Raw genomic sequence first — 20,088 nt, forward strand, 5'->3', positions numbered from 1 at the left:
AGGTTTTTTATAAAACAAAACAAGCATGGTTTTAATGTTTAAAGCCTAAGATCTTTTGTCTTGAAAGCCAATCAATGCTCTGATAGGCATGGTTTATGGATAAGTGTATTGCCATCGTAGGTTACGGCAATCAAGCCAAAGTTTGGGCTCAAAATTTAAGAGATTCTACTTGGCAGGTTACAATTTTGTTAAGAAAAACCAGTGCAAATTGGTCAAAAGCCATCAATGATGGCTTTGTTGTAGAAGAGACATCGCTGGCCAAAAATCATCCAGTTTTAGCAATTTTAATCAGTGATCATGCCATGCTTGATTTTTTTGCTAATACAGTTTTGTCTGATGGAGCTAAGATTATTTATGCGCACGGTTCAACGCTTTTGTATCATTTTGACCAACTACCCAAAACAATTTCACATTTGTTGTTGTCACCTAAAATGATCGCAGATGAAGTGCGAGAATGTTACCAAAACAATAAAGCTTTGCCCTGTGTATTGGATGTTTTTCATAGTTCAAAGCCAGAAGAAGATTTGCAGTTTATTAAATATTTAGCAACTGCTTTAGGCTGTAATGGGCAAGAGCAAATGTTTTATGATGTTAAGACAGAAGTGTACGCAGATTTTTTTTCTGAGCAAACAGTATTGTGTGGTGGGGTGCCTAAACTGTTGATGCAAGCGATAGATACAATGGTTCAAAATGGAATTCCAGAAGACTTGGCGTATTTAGAGTGTGTAAAAGAGTTAGAGATTTTTATGCGTTTGTTCAATGAAAAAGGTTTTTATCAAACCATGCAAAACATTAGTCCGTCTGCTTTGTATGGCAGCGCACTTTATGCGCAAAGACAAATGCCAGTCAAAGCTTTACAAGAAAGTTTTGATCAATGCATGGACGATATTCAAAGTGGAAGGTTTTATCAAAGTTTACAAAAAGACAGTCAAAAAGGTTTAGAAGCAAGTCAAAGTTGGAAGCAAGAAATGAAAAGTTCTAAGTTTAATTGTTTAAGTGAAGGCTATATAAAAAAGCATGATAAGGAATAGTGAATATGAATAAACCTATGCGCATAAGCGATATACAAAATAAGAAAAAACAAGGTGAAAAAATCAGTATGTTAACAGCTTATGATTACCCCATAGCAAAAATATTGGATGAATCCGGTGTGGATATGCTTTTGGTTGGTGATTCTTTAGGCAATGTTGTGTTGGGTTATCCAGACACCTTAAGTGTAAGTATGCAGGATATGGTTCATCATTGTAGTGCTGTATCTAGAGCAACCAAACATGCATTGTTGGTGTGCGATATGCCATTTGGTTCGTATCAAGTGAGCCAGGAAAAGGCTGTTGCTAACGCTATTAAGTTAATGGCCAAAGGTAGAGCTCATGCGGTTAAGCTTGAAGGTGGAGAAGAGCTGGTTGATACAATAAAAAAAATTGTAGCTGCGGGTATTCCAGTCATGGGACATATTGGTTTACGCCCACAGTCCGTTCATCAGCAAAGTGGCTATAAAAAACAAGGTAAAACCGATACAGCCAAACAACAATTAATGAAAGATGCTAAAGCTTTAGAGAAGGCTGGAGTTTTTTCAATTGTATTGGAGTGTGTAGAAGAAACACTTGCGCAAGTTATCAGTAAAGAACTTAGCATACCAACCATTGGCATAGGTTCTGGAAAAGCATGTGATGGTCAAGTTTTAGTGACATATGATATGTTGGGGCTTAATACAGGGTATGTTCCAAATTTTGTTAAGGTGACGGGCAACTTACAGCAAGTGATGCAGCAGGGTGTTGAACAGTACAAACAATGGATTAATGAAAGTTAATAGGACAATACAATGTTATTGATTGATGTTGGAAATACAAAAACAGCTTTGGCTTGGGCAGACCAAGGAAAAATATTATACAGTTGGAAAATAGCAACGCATGCGCATAGACTTAAAGATGAATATATTGTATTTATCAATCAGGTTTTTAAAGAAAAAAATTTGCCCAGTATCAATGATGAAACACCTGTTGTTTTGTGTTCCGTTGTTCCAAAGGTAAGTTCAGAGTTAACCAAACTAAGCAAACGCGTGTTTGTTTTACATTCTGCAATTGAAGTATCCTTTAAAATAAAAGTTGAGTCGCCACATACCATTGGCGCAGATAGACTGGCAGATTTAGAAGCAGCATTGCAGCATTATGAAACACCATTGATTGTTATTGATTTTGGAACAGCAACCACTTTGAGTGTGGTGAATGAAAAAAAAGAGTTCATTGGCGGTCTTATTTGTCCCGGTTTTGGTATTTCTGCTGAAGCTTTATTTGAAAAAGCAGCAGCTTTGAGTTCAATTCATTATAATAAAAGTGATAGTATTGTTGGATTTAATACACAAACCGCATTGTCTAATGGAGTTTGTATGGGGCACGCCAGTATGGTGGAAGCCTTGGTGCAAAAAATCTGTGCAGAAAAGCAATGGACCAAGACGCAAGTGATTGCCACAGGGGGTGCATTGGATAGCATTGGCCAATACTTACCTAACAATTTTATTGCGCATGAGCACTTGGCCTTGCATGGTTTGCTTAAACTGGGTGAAAAACAATTTTTTAAAAAAAATAAAGCATGAATTTACAAGGTAAAAATATTCTATTGGCGGTGACGGGCGGAATAGCCGCATACAAGGCCTGTGAAGTTTTAAGAATATTGCAAAAAAAAGGTGCGCAAGTAACAGTGCTCATGACAAATGCTGCTAAAGCTTTTGTAGGTGAGTTAACCTTTGAAGCTTTATCACAAAAAACAGTTTACAGTGATATGCTAGAAGGAGCAGATAAAGGAATTGCTCATATTGATTTAGTGAAAAAGCATGATTGTTTATTGGTTGTGCCAGCCACAGCAGAGTCTATTGCTAAATTCAGCTGGGGTAGAGCAGATGATTTACTGTCAGCGGTTTTTTTGGCATTTGATAAACCAAAGTTTATTGCGCCAGCCATGAATACAAGAATGTGGCACAATCCAATAACTCAAGAAAATATTAGCCATCTAAAACAGCAAGGAGTTATTTTTATTGATCCTCAATTAGGTGAGTTGGCCTGCAAAGACGAAGGACTTGGAAAATTAGCCAATGAAGAAACGATTCTAGAATGTGTAGAAAATTATATTCAAAAACAAAACAGTTTGCAGGGTAAAAAAGTTGTCATCACTGCTGGACCAACAAGAGAGTATATTGATCCGGTGAGGTTTATTAGCTCTCCTTCAACGGGCAGAATGGGGTATTCTATTGCAAAAGAAGCAAGTTTGCGTGGAGCAGAAGTGATTTTGATTTCTGGGCCAGTATCGATAAAAGCAGATTTTAAAGCAAACATGGTTCATGTAAATACTGCTCAAGAAATGTTTGAGGCATGTCAAAAATATATGGATTATGATTATTTTTTTGCAACTGCAGCTGTTTCAGATTACGTACCGGTGCATGAGGAAAAAAATAAAATCAAAAAAAACAGTCAAGATATGACACTTAATCTAAAAACTACACAAGACATTGCATTGTTTATAGGTAAGCATAAAAATCAAAAACAAACTTTGATAGCTTTTGCTGCAGAAACACAAAGCACTATAGAAAATGCTCTGGAAAAGATGCGTAAAAAAAATGCAGATGTCATTGTTGCTAATGAAGTTTATAAAGATGAAAAAGGCTTTGGTTCTGGTAATAGCAGTGTACATTTCATAGCCCGTAATGAAACAAAAGCCTATCAAACGCATGATAATATATCCAAATCAGAAATTGCAGCGTGTTTATGGCATTGGCTATTAAATGAAAGTTGATTATGCGAGTAGTAAAAAACTTTTTAGAACTAAAGCAAGTCATTGAAAATATTAAACAGGACAAAAAAACTTTAGGATTTGTTCCCACTATGGGAGCGCTGCATGCCGGACATTTATCATTGGTTGATGCCAGTAAAAAAAAATGTCAACAAACGGCGGTGAGTATTTTTGTTAACCCCATGCAATTTGGACCCAATGAAGATTTAAACAAATATCCTCGACCTTTAGAAAAAGATTTAGCTATGTGTGAACAAGCTGGGGTAGATTTTGTTTTTGTACCAAGTGTTGAGATGATATATCCTAAGGGGTTTTCATTTAAAATTGTTGAGAGTTTTTTTTCAAGCCATTTATGTGGTGCTTATCGTAAAGGTTATTTTGATGGCATTTGTACGGTGGTCATGAAGCTTTTGCATTTAGTCCCCTGCGATCAATTGTTTATGGGTTTAAAAGATGTAGAGCAAGTAAAGGTTATTGATGAAATGATTAAAGCGTTTCATTTATCAGTTGAGATGGTGGCTTGTCCTACAGTTAGAGAAGACAATGGTTTAGCTATGAGTTCCAGAAATCAGTATTTGTCAGAAGAAGAAAAAGATGTTGCCAAGCATTTGTATCAAGCGCTGTGCTTAATTAAAGAAAAAAGCCAATTGGGTGAGTATGATACACAAACTTTAATTGATGCTGCCAAAGACTATTTAAAACAATATTCTAAGATAGAGGTACAGTATTTAAAAATTTTACACTGGGAAGACTTTTTACCCACAAAGAAAATACAGCGTAAATATGTTGTAGCCTTGGCAGCTTTTGTTGGAACGACTCGGTTAATTGATAATCTAATCGTTGATCTTTAAGCTAAGGCAATATAAAAGGCATTCATGGAAAAAATTCAAAATATGCATTCAAACGAAACCTTGCAGAACATTGGACAAAGTTTATTGACTGTTTTTTTGTTGGGTTTGAGTTTTTTATTAATGGTGAATGGTTTAGGCCTGAAGTTTGCTGTATATTTAATGATTATTTTTCTGTGTAAAGAAGTGGGCTATTATCTTGCGTTGAAAAAAAAAGGTCATTATTATTATCCAGCCTATGTTTTACCTTTTCCGTATCCTTTTGGTAGTTTAGGTACGTTTCGCAGCATTAAATCTATTAAGCATAATTCAAAGTTGGATATTCATGTGCACACACAAGGGGTTTTTTATGCCTTCATTGCTAGCGTTATTATGATGTTTATGGGCTTAAAAGCTTCAGGCTTTTCCGATACTGTAGAACATGGTTATCAGTTTTTATGGGGACATAATTTATTAAGTACATTCCTACATTATGTTTTAGACATGTACCCAAAAGAAGGATCTTTGTTAAATTATGATCCTTTATATTTAGCTGGCTTAGCAGGGTCATTTACTTGTGCTTTGGTTTTATTGCCTATTGGACAGCTTAATGGCGGCTTTATTGCACGACAAGTTTTAGGTGATCGATACATTTGGCTGTCAGGTTTTTGTTGCGTTGTTTTATTTGTTTTGGGTTTTACGCATCACTATGTTTGGCATATGATTATGTCTATGTTTTTACTGTTCACCTATAATCATCAAAATGAGAATAAAATCATAAAAAAACCAACGGGGACTGAAAAAATAAAAGTTTTTTTATGCCTATTGATTTTTATTTTATGTTTTATAGCAAAGCCTTATGTTTTTTCTATATAAACGCATTGCATAAAAATATAAAATCCTATTGACTAAATTAACTTATAGATTATTATATAAGATGTAGTGCGGCTGAAGCATTGGTGATGAGTCACTAACGTATTTTTGTCTCATTAACTTTTTTTTATCGGGATTTGTTCCTATTTGTGGAGCGTTAGGCTTGACGTGATCAAGTAACCAGAAGCAAATAAACGAAACCCACCTGTTAGCAGGAAGATAAAAATACTGCATTCACACGGTGTGTTTGGCGGCTACATTTAAAAACTCCATGTGCTTCAAGAATTTTAGAACCATGGGGTTTTTTTTATGTGCAAGGAGATCAAATAAATGACCTCATAAGCACGTATTTATGGATATTGTATGCATCTTATCCAGTAATTATCATGTCCCCATTTTTAAAAATATAGACAAAAGTGAATCGTGTTTATATTGTGAGGATTATGAATATTACACAAACAGTTGCCATTGTTGGCAGAGAAGCATTTTTAAGAAAAACCTACAGCCATTTATTTTTTGCTATTTTAGGTCTAGTTGGTCTGGAGTATTTATTTTTTAGCACTGGCTTTGATCGCACCGCTTTAGCCATCGTACAAAAGGTTAACTGGTTATGGATATTAGGTGCGTTTATGCTGGTGGCTTGGTTGGCTACACGGACAGCACACACAGCAGAAACCAAATTAGGTCAGTATCTGGCTTTATCAGCTTATGTTTTAGCTGAGGCATTAATTTTATTGCCCATGCTAGCCATTGCTTATTATTCTGGTCATGCTCAAAGCATAGAAAATGCAGCATATATAACTATCATTGCTTTTTTAGCCTTAACAGCGATTGTATTTATGACTAAAAAAGACTTTAGTTTTTTAAGAACCGCCTTGATGTGGGGTGGTATTGTGGCTTTATTGGCCATCGTGGCTGGAGGCATCTTTGGTTTTAGTTTGGGGCATTGGTTTTCTATGGCCATGATTTTATTGGCCGGGGCTGCAATTTTATATGACACATCTAATGTTTTACACCATTATCCACAGGATAAATATGTATCAGCATCACTACAGCTGTTTGCTTCTGTGGCTTTAATGTTTTGGTATGTGTTGCAGTTACTTATGTCACGTGACTAAGTAGTATAGAAACGGAAATTTTTGCACGGCCACGGCTGATGGGTGTTTTAGTTGCCTCGTCTCAATCTGCACAAAACTTTCCTTCCATAAGTTTGGGGTATATTAAATGTACGAAGAGAAACAACAACGACTAAGAAAACGTAACCGTTGGTTGCAAATAAGTTTGTTGCTTTTAGCAATCATGCTGCCTGTGGGTTTTATGACTTATAATGTAGTGACCACGCAAACTATTAAATGCAATGTGTGTGTAACCTACAAAGGTAGGCAGCAATGTAAAGAAGCCACAGGTCCAGCCATTAAAGAATGTTCCATCACTGCCATTGATAATGCTTGTGCCTTTATAGCATCAGGAATGACTGAAGTTATGGCTTGTACTACAGAAGCTGACTACGATATCAAACAAATCAATTGATATTGATGGTGTAAAAGTTAATGGCTTTATAAAAAATATTTATCAAAACATCTATTGTAATTAAAATAATTTTATGATTTAGGATCATTGTATAAAATTTTTTAGGGGGAAATATGCAATATTTACGTAGTGTTTTTTTATTAACGGTTCTTTTGATGGCATCGGTGCAAGCAAAACCAGTTGCCAGTTTTGTTTTACAAAATCCAGATCATTGTATCAATAAATCAGATTGGAATGCTTTTAGCCCGTTATTGGGGATGAATTTAAGCCCAGTGGTTTTTACACATCCAAAAGCGAGTGATTTTAATTTAAATGTTACGGTTCATGGTCAAGTTGGTCCAAGTGATATTGAAAATGTAAAGACGATTACTTTAGATGCAGACTATTTTAAACAAGGTAATACCAAGGCAGGCATTTCATATTCTATAAAAGGTAAAGCAAGTCGTATTTTTAATACTTATACTGGGCAGCCAGAATATGTATGCGATATAAATGTTGAACTGCCCATATCCCCAGTTATGAAAAATTTAGTATACATATTAAATGATCAACCTGAGCTATTAAACAGTGAATGGACAATTCAAATGGATGTTCCGCAAGTTTTAGCGGCTACCCTTGCCTATGATATTCAAGAACTATGTGTGGTTGGATATTGGGCAGATTTTCTAGGTGAAGATATATCAACCTTTGAAGAATTGAAAAATAATGAAGCTTTTATTGAGTATGTTAAACAAAGTATAAGAGAACAGTTATTAAGAGAAAGGCCAGATTTGAGAGACTTACCAGACTTGCTTGAAGAAGAAGTAGAAAAACTTTATGAGCAGATGAAGGTCAAAAATAATCAACATATATTGTCATAGATAAAAGATATTTTGTAAAATTTTTATCCGTTCAATATACCGGTAGGTATGGCCGCTGTGGCGGCCTGGGTATTCATTGTGAGTTAAAGAGATGTTTAAAGCTTTAAGTTTTTTTGCAATTTGTCTATGTCCTAAGTTCAATCCATATTCATCGTGTTTACCAGCATCCAATATAACATGTTGCCATTGCTTAATATTACTTTGATGGTGATCTATCATTCTTATTGGGTCCCAAGCCAATAGCTTTTGCCAAGCATCATCTTTAATGGCCCCCGTAGCAATATCAAAAAATAAATCACCGTACAAAGGTGGATTGTTTTTGTTAGGAATAAAGCAAGCACAGATATTAAGGAGTAAAAGAGTTTCTCCTTCGTTTCTATCAAGTAAACTCATGGGATTGGGGTTATTAAGGTAATGTTGAATAAACGTGTCAATGCTGCCATATTTTTCTAAGACAGATTGAGCTCTTGGAATCATGTTTAGATATAAATATTCATAAAAACTATCAGCAGCTGAGCTTGCAATGTTTAAAAACACATCAGGTCTTAGCATGCCTGTAACAAGTGCTCCAAAACCACCACTGGAAAAACCCATGATACTTCGCTGTTGGGCACTTGCTAGGGTATTGTAATGGCGATCAATATAAGGAACGATTTCATCGCAAAGATAATCCATATAAGGTCCACAGGCTGGAGAATTGATATATTGACTATGGCCTAGCTTGCTTTCACAGTTGGGAAAAATAACAATACAAGGTTTAATCTTGTTTTCTAAAATGGCTTGATCCAATAATTGTGGCAATGAGGGTGAAAAAACATTTTTAGGGAAAATAGATAAAGAACCAGTACTGCTCCAAGGAGCTAAAATATAAAAACAAGAATAAGCATCTTTTGACTTCTCATTGTAATTGGGTGGCAAATACACACTGATGTATCTCTGAGTAGGGTCATTGAATAAACTTTTTTTCAATAAAGTGCTGTTAAAAATGGGTTGTTGAATATGAGGTGCATGCATATATTAATCCTTGGCTTGTTTGCTCTGCCATTCATCAATGGTTAGCGTGTTTAAAGTTAAGGCATGTATGTTCTGATTGTTAGGCATGTTTAATGCATTATAAACTTTTTGGTGCCGTTTTATTGTATTTAGCTCAATAAAGTCATTGGATACCAAGGTGATGGCGTAATGACCGCCTTTTCTATCTGGGTGATGGCCACGATGAAAGTAGCCTTGATCTTCTAAAGTAATATGATGAATATTAAAGTGATCTTGTAAGATTTTATCCATTTGTTCAAGCATACTGGGTAATATACTTGAATAAGAAAAGAAGGTCACCTTCAAAAGCGATAAGTTTAGGTTTAAGATAAAATCTTGCCTAGGCTAAAAAAAATAAGTAGCTTAATTTTATGGTTAAACAAGATTTAACGCTATGGCATCAACGTTGGGCAAATAATAACATAGGCTTTCACCAGAAAAATATTAATCAAAATTTGCAAGACTATGTTAAGCAGCACCAACAAAAGCTAGGGCAGCATGTTCTTGTTCCATTATGTGGCAAAAGTCTAGATATGCTTTGGCTAAAACAACAAGGATTTAAAGTGACTGGCATTGAGGTATCGGAGCAAGCCATTAAAGCTTTTTTTATGGAAAACAACTTAGCCTATGAACTTACTTCTATTAATGGGGGTCAATCTTATCATACAGATAAGATACAAATTCTAAAAAAAAGTTTTTTCGAATTAGATCAAAAAGATTTTATGAATCAAATAGATTGGATTTATGATAGAGCCGCTTTGATTGCTTTGGATGAAAACTTGAGAAAAGTTTATGCAAAACAACTGCTAAAAATAACGCCACAAGCAAAGCATATGTTGTGCATTTGCATGGAAAAATTAAATGATGAAAAGTCCGGCCCTCCATTTTCTGTTAAAGAACAAGAAATTAAAGATCTCTATCAAAACTTTTGGAACAAGCTTAAGGTTGAACGTTTTAAGAAAAAGGACGCTCCAGATACCAGTGTGTACTTTTTTTATAGACACTAAAAACCTTTTCCAGATTTTTTTTTCCAAGTCACTGAATATAAATCATGCCGGCGGTCTTTTAAGTTTTGTACGGCACCATTTTCTCTGGCTTCAAGTAGTGTATCAACTCTTAAATCAGCAATAGAAACCGTTTCAACATTAGGTGTTGCTTCAGCAGCAATACCATCTCTAGCAAATGGAAAATCGCATGGGGTTAAAATACAGCTTTGTGCGTATTGAATATCAATGTTTTTCACCCTAGGTAAATTGCCCACATTGCCAGCCATGGCAACATAAATTTGATTTTCAATGGCTCTGGCCTGGCAGCAATATTTAACGCGACAATAGGCTTGTCGGTTGTCGGTTAAAAATGGAACAAATAAAAAGTGAATACCTTGATTGGCTAAATGTCTTGCCAGTTCAGGAAATTCACTGTCATAACAAATTAAAACACCAATGGGTCCGCAATCCGTGTCTATTGCCCTGACAGTGTCTCCACCTTCTATTTTCCACCAATATTTTTCATCAGGCGTAGGGTGTATCTTGGCTTGTTCATGCAGTTGACCATCCCTAAGGCATACATAGGAAACATTTCTGATTTTATCACCTACTTTGGTTGGGTGAGAACCAGCAATGATATTGACATTGTATTTAATGGCCAAACTACAAAACATATCTTTAATGCCTTGCGTGTACTTGGTCATTTTTCTTACAGCAATATCAGGGCTTACTTCTTCATTATCTATTGAAAGTAACTGCATGGTAAACAGTTCTGGAAAAAGTAAAAAATCAGCTCGATAATCACCTGCAACATCAACATAATATTCTACAATTTGAGAAAATTCTTTAAAACTTTTAACGGGGCGCTGTTGATATTGCACACTAACAATGCGAACTGAATTTTGTTTTAAGGGTTGTTGTGATTTAGAAGGTTTGATAGCAGTATAGTGAGGGTTATCCCATTTTAAATGTATGGCATAACCCAAACTTTCTTTGTCATCTGGCAAGTAATTTTTTAAAACACCTATAATTTCAAAGCCACGCCTAAGATGAAACCCTAAGGTTGGATCTTTAATGCTTTTATCTTGGACCTTTTTTATGTATTCTTTTACAGAAGAAACTTTCTTAAAATGCTTATAGTAGTTGGGTATGCGGCCACCAAAAACGATACCTTTAAGCTTTAAATAGTTAACCAGCTTTTTTCTTGCATTATAAATTCTTAAACCAATTCGTTTTCCACGAACTTGAGGATCAACACAGGTTTCATAACCATAGAGATAATGTCCATTTGCTCTGTGTCTTGAAGCATAGCCATTGGTAGTGATTTCATCCCAGGTATGACGACTTAGGGCAATTTTTTCGTCTATGATAAGACTTGCTGAGTAGGCAACAATGGTTTTATTGAGAGTTACAATGAAACAACCATCTTGAAAACGTTTAATTTGACTATGAAGAGCCTCTTTGGAATAGGTTTCATTATCATCGGGGTATACTTTTTTTAACAAACTAATAATACCTGGGATGTCTTCAAAGGTTGGATTTTTTATTTCTATGAGATCGCGATTTTTTTTCATTAAATTTTTTTAACATTATTTTTGTATTAACTCTATGGAATAAGTAACAAAAAAAAGGAGATTAAATAAATCAATCTCCTTTTTTTGTTACAGAGGCATCATTCGCTGACTAAAAGACTATAAATCTTCAAGACAAGCGTTGATTCGGTTTATGTGCTCAAGTTGATGAGGAATAAATTTATTAACCATTTTAGCGGTTAATTGATGATTTGGGAATTCATTCTTTAAATTTTGATAGAGCTTTAAGCCGTGTTCTTCTCCTTCTTTTAGAGCCTTTAGTGCAGCTTTGTCACCAAATATATGTGCAGTACCAGTTATTGTTTTTGCCCAAGATCCCCATGCGCCACTATCTTCTGATGGTTCCCCTCCTAGCGCACTGATTTCATTTTTTAAAGTTTGCACAGCTTCAATATGCTCTGCTTTTGAGCGCATAAGACTATTTGTTTTTGGGGATTCGTTTGATGTATTAGATAAAACTTGTACATAGGTTTCTAGCGCGGAACGTTCACCTCTTAAAATTTCATTTAAATTATCAATTATTTTTTCATTCATTTTTATATCCTTTCTTTATAATTGTTTCGTGACGGAGGATATTTTATTTTAATCAAGATTAAACCTAACTTTAGTTATGAATTTTATGATACTTCTGTTGAAGATTGTATCATTAAATTTTCATATTTTTCTGCAAGATTTTCTTTTTGATTGTTGTTTAATACTTTTCCTGCTTGTTGAAAAAATTCATGTTCCTCTTCATCCAAGTGATGAAGTAGTCGATGCTTTAAGTTTTTTAAAGTTTTTAACCAAGCTGGAGAATCAAAGTTAGTATTTTCCAAGATTTCTAAATAGTCATCAATTTCTTTATGTTCGGCTATACTATGGCGTGAAAGTTCTTGTGTTTGATCATGTTTTATTAGTGGATTATAAAAAAAACGCTCTTCACATTTTGCATGACGAGAAAGCTCAAGTTTTAATTGAGAAAATATTTTTTCTCTAACTTTGCTGTCACCCGATGTTTTACTAAGCTGATCAATAAGTTTTCTCTGCAAATCATGGTCTTTTCTAAGAGATTCAAATATATTCATGATTTTCCTTTCTATTTTTAATATTGGTATTTGGTATGAATGAAAATCAATATACGATCTATAAAAAATCATTGTTACTAACTATAGATAGATTTTATTAACCAAAGTTAGGTTTAATATTTTTTTAAAAAGATAAAGTTAGCTTAGCTAAAAAGCTAGAAAGAGAGATTATTATGCTTAATTGGGTAGTTACATTTTTAATTATTGCTTTGATAGCAGCTGTGTTAGGATTCGGCGGAATTGCTGGAGCCTCTGCTGGAATAGCAAAGATCATTTTCTTTGTGTTTTTGGTAGCGTTTGCGCTGTCAGCAATTATGAATTTGGTTAAAAAATAGAATATAAAAAATAGGAGATGAAAAATGTTAAATAAAAAATTATTAGCAATGTTGTGTTTGGTTTTAGCTATGTTTGTATCTGCATGCCCATCAAAAAATGAAACCATGGGGGATAAAGTGGGTGACGCAGTTGAAAACACTAAAGATAATCTTGAAGAAGCTGGAGAAGAAGTTAGCGATGAAATTGGTGATGCAACCGAAGAAGTCAAAGACGAAATTGACGATGCTACTAACTAAGCATCTTCTCTGATATAGGTATAGGCAGGAGAGAAAAAATCACTTGCCTATACATTTAAATGCAAAAATTAAAAAAAATTAAAAAGTATATAATAACAAAGACATAGATATGCTGATATTCTCTTAGAATTTTAAATTTTTTTAAATAACAGTTGAAAAATCAACTCCTTATTACGTCATCACTTTTTAAGTTGCTAAAGCATAGAAAACATAATACTCATAAAGTTAAATGAGTAAGTCTATGTATCAACTTTTTTTTACCAAGGGTTCCCCAACTTCTGATAAATTTTATACTACATTAGAGGCCTTATTAAGTACTGATATTTATGACATGGAGTGTGCTTTTATTAATGTCTTAGATCAAAAGACTTCAGATTTAAAAAACTGCCCTAGTATTACACCAAAACTAACTAAAATCTTTCCATTGCCTGAAGAAAATTTTGAAGGTGAACTTAAAGATATTCAAAAATGGTTAGATAAAACAGCAGAAAAAAAAAGTTTAATCTGAAATACTTTTTGTTTTATTGGGGAAGCATAAAAAAACGCTAGTACCTACATTAAGTTCAGTTTCTAACCATATTTTTCCTCTGTGTTTTTTCATCATGTCCTGACAAAACTGTAGACCAATACCATGACCTTTTTTCTTTGAATCCCCTCTTTCAAACATGATAAAGGCTTTACTGGCTTGTTCTTGAGTCATGCCTTTGCCGTCATCAGATAAGCAGAGAATAAAATTATGTTCCTGTGGATGGGCTGTAACTTTTATTATGGCTTGTTCATTTTTAGCATATTTTAAAGAGTTATTGATAAGGTTATTGAGTATTTCTTTGAAAATAAAAGGGTCAGCATGAATGGAATAACAGGCTGGTTTAAAATCAATAGTGAAATCAGCATTGGTCTTAGATTTAAAAATATTTTCTTTTAAAGCTTCTTTGATAATAGGGTAAATATCAAATTTTTGTTTATGGATCACTAAATCTTTGTTGGTGTTTTTTAAAGTTTCTAAAAACTTATGATTAAGTATTTTAAGTTTCTTGACTCTATCTTTAATTTTTAGTGTAATATTTAAACTTTCTTTGTGACCTTTGATGGCATCAAAGTCAGCAAGAAGATCAAGGCCAGCATCAATGCTATTTAAACCTCCCTTAAGTTGATGAGTGATAAAACTAAAGGTTTTCTTTTGTTGCTGAGCTAGGTTTTTTTCTAAAAAAGAAAGCTTATTTTTTTGAATGTTTTTTTGAGTGATGTTTTCACCAATTAATGTAAGTCCATTGACTGTATTTAAACCGTCTGTTGTTGCAGATGCTTTCCATTGAATAGTATGCGTAGCATTTTTTGATGTAATAATTTTAGTCTTAAAAGATTTTGCTCTGGTTTTTTTGGAGATAACGGATAAAAGTTTTCTTTGGGTTTCATTTTTCTCTTCTGAATCAATAAATAAATTTATAAAGTTTTTTTTCTTTAAGTCTTCTTGCTCAAGCCCAACGAGATTAGAGAAGAAATGGTTGGTAAAAAGAATATTCCCGGCCAAGTCTAATGAGATAAAAATAATTGGACTTTGCATGAAAGCTTCTCTAAAACGCAATAGAAAGTCTTGTCCTTCTTCAAATTGAAATTGCTGGTCACTGATATCACGTTGCATGCATAAAAATTTAATAATCTTTCCCTTTTTATCATGAACAGGTGAAATAATAGTCTCTAACCAAACAACTTTATTGTTTTTAAATTTATTTTTAATTAACCCGGACCAAACCTTGCCATCAATGATCGTTTTCCATAAAGTCTCAAAAAATTTAGAATCATGGTGCCCAGAGTTAAAATCTCTGTAATTTTTATGAAGCAGATCTTCAATGGTAAATCCAGACAATTTTAAAAAGCTTTCACTGGCATAAAGGATATTGCCAAATAAATCTGATTCACTCACAATATTATAGTGCTGTAACGCTTTTGCTTGGATCTCTAAGCGTTTATTAGCAAATTCTAACTCACGTAAGGCACGTTTTTTTTTGGTAATATTTCTTATGATCAGTATAACTTGAATTGAATTTTTATTAGGAATAGGGGTGTATGATACTTCAATAAATTCAATTTTGTTGTTGGTATAACTGTAGTGATGACTTTGAGCCTTATTTTTTTTGATGGTATCTGATAGGTGCGTTGAAATCAAAGATCCAAAAATTCCACAATCTTCTATATTAGATCCAATCAGCTCGGATGGTTTTTTGTCAATAAACATTGAGCTTTTAGGGTTGGCGTAAAGAATGTTAAATTTTTTGTCGCAGACAATGAAGGCGTCATTGGCGTAAGATAAAAATGACTGTAGCCACAGAGCATTGTTTTGCTCATCAGATTTTAATATTTTTTTCATGTTTTTATTTGTGTAATACTATATAACAAAACAATGTCTAGGTCTAAATCATATCAAAAACCCTATTTAGGAAGAATTGTTGTTGTAGAAGATGATGAGTTATTAGCCTTAAAGTTAGGTAAAGATTTAAATAAAAAAAATATCAGTCATGTCTTATGTAGCAGTTATGAAGAAGCTGTAGAGTGTATTGATCAGGGAGATAGTCATGCTGTAGTTTCTGATATGTATCTTGATTCAGATGAACCCAATGGCTTAAAAGTTGTTGAATATGCTAGTGCTAAAGGTTTGCCAGTTATTATTATTACTTCGGCTTTGGATTTAAATATTGCAAAACAAGGATTAAATTTAGGAGCAGACCATATTTTGGAAAAGCCATTTGAGGTTGAAACACTTAAAAAAGTTTTAGAAGATCTGTGGGAAAACCCTAAAGGATTAATTGGTCGTAGAGAGCGTTGTTTTGATCGCTCAGGGTTAACGCAAAAAGAAAGAGAGTTTGCAAGACTTATTCTTAAAGGCCTTTCCAATAAAGAAATAGCTGAAGTTATGGATACAACAGTATCCACAGTTAAGTTTTATACCAATCAAATTTTTGAAAAAACAAATGTGGGAAGTAGAGGAGAGTTGTTTAATTATATCTTTCCAACATAAGAAAAGTATCCTTAAGCTTACTATCTTTGGTTAGTGGGCAATAAAAATTGCTTATTATACAATAGCTTAAATAGTATGAGAGGTGATGAAAATAACAATGATCAATATAAAGTTTTGTTTTGGCTTAGTCAAAAAAGCTCAAAACAATGGTTAAAAGCATTTCAAGCGCATGATTTTTCAATTATTCAAAAAAGTTATGATGACCTCATATCAAGAATTGAACATAGTCAAGAACTTCAAAATCCAGATTGCCATGCCGAAGTGTTTTTTATTGACCAAGACATATTGTCTTATGAATTGGTTAAAGAACACATTGAGCAATTAAAAAAACAGGGTGTTTACACTCTCATGGTTATGGCTCAAGACGTGGAGTTGGATGGAGTTCTTATGCCAAGCAATTGGGTTTTAGCAATGGATACCGATATAAATGAGATAGAGAACATGTGTGTGTATTTAAAGCACTTATTAAGCATTGATCAGTTAAATAAAACCCTAACCAAGGTTAGTGGCAGCTATGATGAAAAAGTAATAAATTATAATTAAACTTTTAAAAAAGGAGAGTGCAATGGCTAATAAAGTGACATCAATTAGAAAAGCATTAGATATTTTGAATGAGGCTAAAGAAGAGAAAAAAGATGAAATACAAAAAATGATTTCACAAGAATACAAAGAAATAAAAAGCGTTGTTGATGAAATCAAACCTAAAGTACAATATAAGGCTGCACAAATACAAGATGATATGATGCAAGCAGTGAATCATGTTAATAAAAAGGTTACTGATTTAAAAAATGAAGTGGATCAAAAAACCAAAGAAAACCCCTGGAAAGCAGTGGGTATTGCGTCGGCTGCAGCTTTTGTTGTTGGGATGTTGGTAACACGCGGTAAGTAAACGGTCTGCTCAATCCGATAATAATGTAAAAAGGCTACAAATTTCATGTAGCCTTTTTTATTGTAAAATTATATGGGTCAATCTTTACTAAAATGGCGCAGTTTATCATAGGTGTAAATGCCCGTATTATGGCCATCACTCCAAGAAATTTGCACGCCATATTTGCCAATAGGCCTAAAACCCATAGGATAAATATCATCTTTGATGTCTTCCATTTTAATGATGCGTTTACCTGTGTTTTCATCAACACAGACGGCACAAGCGCACATGTAACGCAACTCTTTTGAGTCTAAAAGAGATTCTACGCCATCACTCCAAGTGATGTGTACTCGTTTGTCTTTGCTATCAATTTGTGTAGCGCTGATAGTATTTTTAGCCTCTGCTTGTGCAAGTTTTTCTACAGTTGAGTTTACATTTTGAGCAATGGTCTTAAAGGCTTGTGCAACTTTGCTTGAGCCCGGTTCATCCTCTGTTAAAGGAGAACCTACATCAGCAGATAAAGCCAATTTAGGATCTAAAGGAATGCCTCCCAAATAAGGGTAGCCTAAACGTTTGGCTGTTGCTTGACCACCGCCTTTTTTGAAGATGGCTGTTTCTTCTCCACAATGATTACAAACAAAACCACTCATGTTTTCTACAATACCAATGATGGGGACTTGCACTTCGTCAAACATTCTTATGCCACGCATGGTCACATTGATGGCGACATCTTGAGGGGTTGTTACAACTACTGCACCAGTTAAGGGAGCCATTTGCGTAAGGGTGAGTTGTACGTCCCCAGTCCCTGGAGGAAGATCAATCAATAAGTAGTCTAATTCACCCCAATCCACTTGGGTTAAAAAAGTTTGAATTAATTTAGATGCCATGGGTCCACGCCAGATAACCGGACTATCTTCATGGGTTAAAACAGCCATGGACATAAATTTTAAGCCATAGCGTTCTAAAGGTTTTATTTTGGAACCTTCTTGCGTTGGGTCCATTAAACCATTAAGCATTTTAGCAATGGACGGTCCGTAGACATCTGCATCCATAACACCAACACGGTTTCCCATCCGACTTAGTGCCATAGCAAGGTTTACGGTTACTGTAGATTTACCCACACCACCTTTCCCGCTGGATACGGCAACAATATATTTAACTTGAGATAAGTTGCTTTGTGAAGTGTGTCCTTGGCTGGTTGCTTGTTTGCGGCCACCGCCAGCACTAATGCTTGGTAATTCTTCCATAAAATAAGGCATATACAATATTTATCTACCTGTATAGTAATGAAATGTTTTATGTTATAATAGTACTGTATTAGTCCTATTACTTTGCTTGCCAATTCATATAAACATGGTATGAGTGTAAGGCAAGGTTTAAGGTATGAGGCATCAAAAAAACTTAAACAGCTTTAGAGGATGATGAAGACATGGAAATACAATTGACAGATACAGCCATAGAAAAAGGTAAAACATATCTTGCTCAAGAAACCCAAGAAAAAGGTTTGCGTATTTATGTTGAAGGCGGAGGATGTTCTGGGTTTCAGTATGGTTTTAGTGTGGATGAAGTTGCTGAAGATGATATGATTATGGAATTTTCTGGCTTAAAAGTCTTGATTGACCCTATCAGTGCCCCTTATATTGCAACCTCAGTTATTGATTACAATGAAGGTCTTATGAATGCTGGTTTTGTAGTCCGCAACCCAAATGCAAAGACAACTTGTGGTTGTGGCTCATCATTCAGCATGGCTTAGAAGCGGAGATTTTTGCGCAGCGTTGGTAGTTGTAAAAAATGCTCACGCATATTCCATATGCAGCGCTTTTTTACTCCTGTGCACCTTGATCTGCACAAAACTTTTCACTTCTAGAAGATAGGTTAAAAGAAGAAATAGTATTTTCTTCAAAATCACATGAAAATTAGTATAAGTATAAATGTAAGGAGAAGGACATGAATGAAGTGCACCAAAAAATAGATGATTTTGTAAAAAAACATCCAGTGGTTTTATTTATGAAGGGTACGCCCGATATGCCACAATGTGGTTTTTCAGCGGCAACAGTAGAGTGCTTGAATGCAACGGGTGTTGAGTATCAAAGCATAGATGTTTTGTCAGACCCACAAGTCAGACAAGGAATAAAAGAATATTCAAACTGGCCCACCATTCCGCAACTGTATATCAAAGGTGAGTTTGTCGGCGGCTGTGATATCGTCAGAGATATGTTTGGCACGGGCGAACTACAAAAAAAATTAGCGTAATATCCGTTCTCAAAAGGTACGGCCTTACTTTTAGGATCTCAAAAGTAAGGCCGTACCTTTTGAGGTAAATTTGCTTAAGTTTTAGAAATCTATTACATTTGCATACATGCTTGAAACACTGATCAGTTTAGGGGCCCTGTTGTTCATGGAAATTGTTCTGGGCATTGATAATATTATTTTTATTGCCATTTTAGTAGGACATTTACCTAAAGAAGAACGGGCTAAGGCTAGGACTATTGGCTTAGCCTTGGCGATGTTTGTAAGAATAGCGTTGTTGTTTGCTATTTCTTGGGTCATGGGTTTGACGGCGCCTTTGTTTAAAGTTTTTGAATATGAAGTTTCTGGACGTGATCTTATCTTGTTATTGGGTGGATTGTTTTTAATTGCCAAGGCTACGCATGAAATTGTTGAAAAAATGGAACCTACAGATGAATCGGTAACTCAAAAAGAAATCAAACAAAGTTTTTCATGGATCATTGGTCAGATATTACTTTTGGATATTGTATTTTCTTTAGACTCAGTGATTACAGCGGTGGGGATGGTAAAAGAAGTATGGATAATGATTACAGCGGTGGTTATTGCAATGGGTGTGATGATTGCATTTTCTGGTTATATTTCCAGATTGATAGAAAATTATCCCAGTTTAAAAATTTTAAGTTTAAGCTTTTTAATCTTAATAGGTGTTTTGCTCACCGCAGAAGGTATGGGCCAACATATCAACAAAGGCTATATTTATTTTGCCATGGCCTTCTCCCTCACAGTAGAAGTGATTAATTTAAGAATAAGAAGTAATCGTATAAAGGTGGATGGAGAGAAAGAAAGTATACGATTG

Annotated in this window: 26 protein-coding genes and 1 other RNA gene; 20 read left to right on the plus strand and 7 right to left on the minus strand. The window is 34.5% G+C overall.

What is annotated here, in order from left to right:
• The first annotated feature begins 95 nt into the window (after positions 1-95).
• The 10 genes from PKC21_07365 (at position 96) to PKC21_07410 (ending at position 7,873) form a co-directional block, all read left to right on the plus strand.
• Complete coding sequence (locus tag PKC21_07365) at positions 96-1,031, plus strand: hypothetical protein (protein ID HMR25155.1); 936 nt, start codon at positions 96-98, stop codon at positions 1,029-1,031.
• Between the two features lie 5 nt (positions 1,032-1,036).
• Positions 1,037-1,810, plus strand: coding sequence for a 3-methyl-2-oxobutanoate hydroxymethyltransferase (gene panB, locus PKC21_07370; protein ID HMR25156.1), 774 nt, complete (start codon positions 1,037-1,039; stop codon positions 1,808-1,810).
• A gap of 12 nt (positions 1,811-1,822) precedes the next feature.
• Complete coding sequence (locus PKC21_07375; protein ID HMR25157.1) at positions 1,823-2,593, plus strand: type III pantothenate kinase; 771 nt, start codon at positions 1,823-1,825, stop codon at positions 2,591-2,593.
• On the plus strand, positions 2,590-3,786 hold the full coding sequence (gene coaBC / locus PKC21_07380; protein HMR25158.1) for a bifunctional phosphopantothenoylcysteine decarboxylase/phosphopantothenate--cysteine ligase CoaBC: 1,197 nt from the start codon (positions 2,590-2,592) through the stop codon (positions 3,784-3,786). The genes PKC21_07375 and coaBC overlap by 4 nt, the downstream gene beginning before the upstream one ends.
• Before the next feature lie 2 nt (positions 3,787-3,788).
• On the plus strand, positions 3,789-4,634 hold the full coding sequence (gene panC / locus PKC21_07385) for a pantoate--beta-alanine ligase (GenBank protein HMR25159.1): 846 nt from the start codon (positions 3,789-3,791) through the stop codon (positions 4,632-4,634).
• Positions 4,635-4,658: 24 nt separating this feature from the next.
• Positions 4,659-5,486 carry a hypothetical protein gene (locus PKC21_07390; protein ID HMR25160.1) on the plus strand — a complete coding sequence of 276 codons (828 nt, stop codon included), beginning with the start codon at positions 4,659-4,661 and terminating at the stop codon, positions 5,484-5,486.
• 66 nt (positions 5,487-5,552) lie between these two features.
• Positions 5,553-5,741: non-coding RNA, 6S RNA (ssrS, locus tag PKC21_07395), on the plus strand.
• Positions 5,742-5,926: 185 nt separating this feature from the next.
• Positions 5,927-6,601 (plus strand): Bax inhibitor-1 family protein, encoded by a 675-nt coding sequence (locus PKC21_07400; GenBank protein HMR25161.1) that lies wholly within the window; start codon positions 5,927-5,929, stop codon positions 6,599-6,601.
• Between the two features lie 106 nt (positions 6,602-6,707).
• A complete protein-coding gene (locus PKC21_07405) occupies positions 6,708-7,013 on the plus strand; it encodes a hypothetical protein (GenBank protein HMR25162.1) in 306 nt (101 codons plus the stop codon).
• Between the two features lie 113 nt (positions 7,014-7,126).
• On the plus strand, positions 7,127-7,873 hold the full coding sequence (locus PKC21_07410; protein ID HMR25163.1) for a hypothetical protein: 747 nt from the start codon (positions 7,127-7,129) through the stop codon (positions 7,871-7,873).
• Here the strand turns inward: PKC21_07410 and PKC21_07415 are convergent.
• Both PKC21_07415 and PKC21_07420 read right to left on the minus strand, forming a co-directional pair.
• The gene (locus PKC21_07415; protein HMR25164.1) at positions 7,868-8,887 is read right to left on the minus strand and encodes an alpha/beta hydrolase-fold protein; all 1,020 of its coding nucleotides are present in this window, start codon (positions 8,885-8,887) and stop codon (positions 7,868-7,870) included. The genes PKC21_07410 and PKC21_07415 overlap by 6 nt on opposite strands.
• A 3-nt stretch (positions 8,888-8,890) precedes the next feature.
• Positions 8,891-9,157: a BolA/IbaG family iron-sulfur metabolism protein gene (locus PKC21_07420; GenBank protein HMR25165.1), complete on the minus strand. Its 267-nt coding sequence runs from the start codon at positions 9,155-9,157 to the stop codon at positions 8,891-8,893.
• Between the two features lie 119 nt (positions 9,158-9,276).
• Between PKC21_07420 and PKC21_07425 the strand changes: the two genes are divergently transcribed.
• Positions 9,277-9,912, plus strand: coding sequence for a thiopurine S-methyltransferase (locus PKC21_07425; GenBank protein ID HMR25166.1), 636 nt, complete (start codon positions 9,277-9,279; stop codon positions 9,910-9,912).
• Here PKC21_07425 and PKC21_07430 read toward each other — a convergent pair.
• The 3 genes from PKC21_07430 to PKC21_07440 all read right to left on the minus strand — a co-directional run bounded on the left by PKC21_07430 (position 9,909) and on the right by PKC21_07440 (position 12,547).
• On the minus strand, positions 9,909-11,465 hold the full coding sequence (locus PKC21_07430; protein ID HMR25167.1) for a carbon-nitrogen hydrolase family protein: 1,557 nt from the start codon (positions 11,463-11,465) through the stop codon (positions 9,909-9,911). The genes PKC21_07425 and PKC21_07430 overlap by 4 nt on opposite strands.
• Positions 11,466-11,582: 117 nt before the next feature.
• Entirely contained in the window at positions 11,583-12,017 is a 435-nt protein-coding gene (locus PKC21_07435) for a DUF2383 domain-containing protein (GenBank protein HMR25168.1), read from the minus strand.
• 83 nt (positions 12,018-12,100) lie between these two features.
• Positions 12,101-12,547, minus strand: a complete 447-nt coding sequence (locus PKC21_07440) for a hemerythrin domain-containing protein (protein ID HMR25169.1) — start codon at positions 12,545-12,547, stop codon at positions 12,101-12,103.
• 173 nt (positions 12,548-12,720) lie between these two features.
• On the opposite strand from PKC21_07440, the gene PKC21_07445 reads away from it, so the two are divergent.
• The 3 genes from PKC21_07445 to PKC21_07455 all read left to right on the plus strand — a co-directional run bounded on the left by PKC21_07445 (position 12,721) and on the right by PKC21_07455 (position 13,627).
• A complete protein-coding gene (locus PKC21_07445; GenBank protein HMR25170.1) occupies positions 12,721-12,882 on the plus strand; it encodes a DUF1328 domain-containing protein in 162 nt (53 codons plus the stop codon).
• 24 nt (positions 12,883-12,906) lie between these two features.
• Positions 12,907-13,119, plus strand: a complete 213-nt coding sequence (locus PKC21_07450) for a hypothetical protein (protein HMR25171.1) — start codon at positions 12,907-12,909, stop codon at positions 13,117-13,119.
• A gap of 229 nt (positions 13,120-13,348) precedes the next feature.
• Positions 13,349-13,627 (plus strand): hypothetical protein, encoded by a 279-nt coding sequence (locus tag PKC21_07455; protein ID HMR25172.1) that lies wholly within the window; start codon positions 13,349-13,351, stop codon positions 13,625-13,627.
• Here PKC21_07455 and PKC21_07460 read toward each other — a convergent pair.
• Complete coding sequence (locus PKC21_07460) at positions 13,619-15,487, minus strand: PAS domain S-box protein (GenBank protein ID HMR25173.1); 1,869 nt, start codon at positions 15,485-15,487, stop codon at positions 13,619-13,621. The two genes, PKC21_07455 and PKC21_07460, sit on opposite strands and share 9 nt — an antisense overlap.
• Positions 15,488-15,520: 33 nt before the next feature.
• Here PKC21_07460 and PKC21_07465 point away from each other — a divergent pair, with 33 nt between their 5' ends.
• The 3 genes from PKC21_07465 (at position 15,521) to PKC21_07475 (ending at position 17,024) form a co-directional block, all read left to right on the plus strand.
• Entirely contained in the window at positions 15,521-16,135 is a 615-nt protein-coding gene (locus tag PKC21_07465; protein HMR25174.1) for a response regulator transcription factor, read from the plus strand.
• Positions 16,136-16,210: 75 nt separating this feature from the next.
• Positions 16,211-16,678, plus strand: a complete 468-nt coding sequence (locus PKC21_07470) for a hypothetical protein (protein HMR25175.1) — start codon at positions 16,211-16,213, stop codon at positions 16,676-16,678.
• Between the two features lie 22 nt (positions 16,679-16,700).
• Positions 16,701-17,024, plus strand: coding sequence for a hypothetical protein (locus PKC21_07475; protein HMR25176.1), 324 nt, complete (start codon positions 16,701-16,703; stop codon positions 17,022-17,024).
• A gap of 77 nt (positions 17,025-17,101) precedes the next feature.
• Here PKC21_07475 and PKC21_07480 read toward each other — a convergent pair whose 3' ends face one another.
• A complete protein-coding gene (locus tag PKC21_07480; GenBank protein HMR25177.1) occupies positions 17,102-18,250 on the minus strand; it encodes a P-loop NTPase in 1,149 nt (382 codons plus the stop codon).
• Positions 18,251-18,432: 182 nt separating this feature from the next.
• Here PKC21_07480 and erpA point away from each other — a divergent pair, with 182 nt between their 5' ends.
• The 3 genes from erpA to PKC21_07495 form a co-directional block, all read left to right on the plus strand.
• The gene (erpA, locus tag PKC21_07485) at positions 18,433-18,756 is read left to right on the plus strand and encodes an iron-sulfur cluster insertion protein ErpA (GenBank protein HMR25178.1); all 324 of its coding nucleotides are present in this window, start codon (positions 18,433-18,435) and stop codon (positions 18,754-18,756) included.
• 194 nt (positions 18,757-18,950) lie between these two features.
• Complete coding sequence (grxD, locus tag PKC21_07490) at positions 18,951-19,256, plus strand: Grx4 family monothiol glutaredoxin (protein ID HMR25179.1); 306 nt, start codon at positions 18,951-18,953, stop codon at positions 19,254-19,256.
• Between the two features lie 145 nt (positions 19,257-19,401).
• A partial coding sequence (locus PKC21_07495; GenBank protein ID HMR25180.1) for a TerC family protein occupies positions 19,402-20,088 on the plus strand: 687 nt, incomplete at its 3' end.

It is taken from the genome of Oligoflexia bacterium (genome assembly GCA_035326705.1).
In the GTDB taxonomy this organism is placed as follows: Bacteria; Bdellovibrionota_G; JALEGL01; order JALEGL01; family JALEGL01; genus JALEGL01.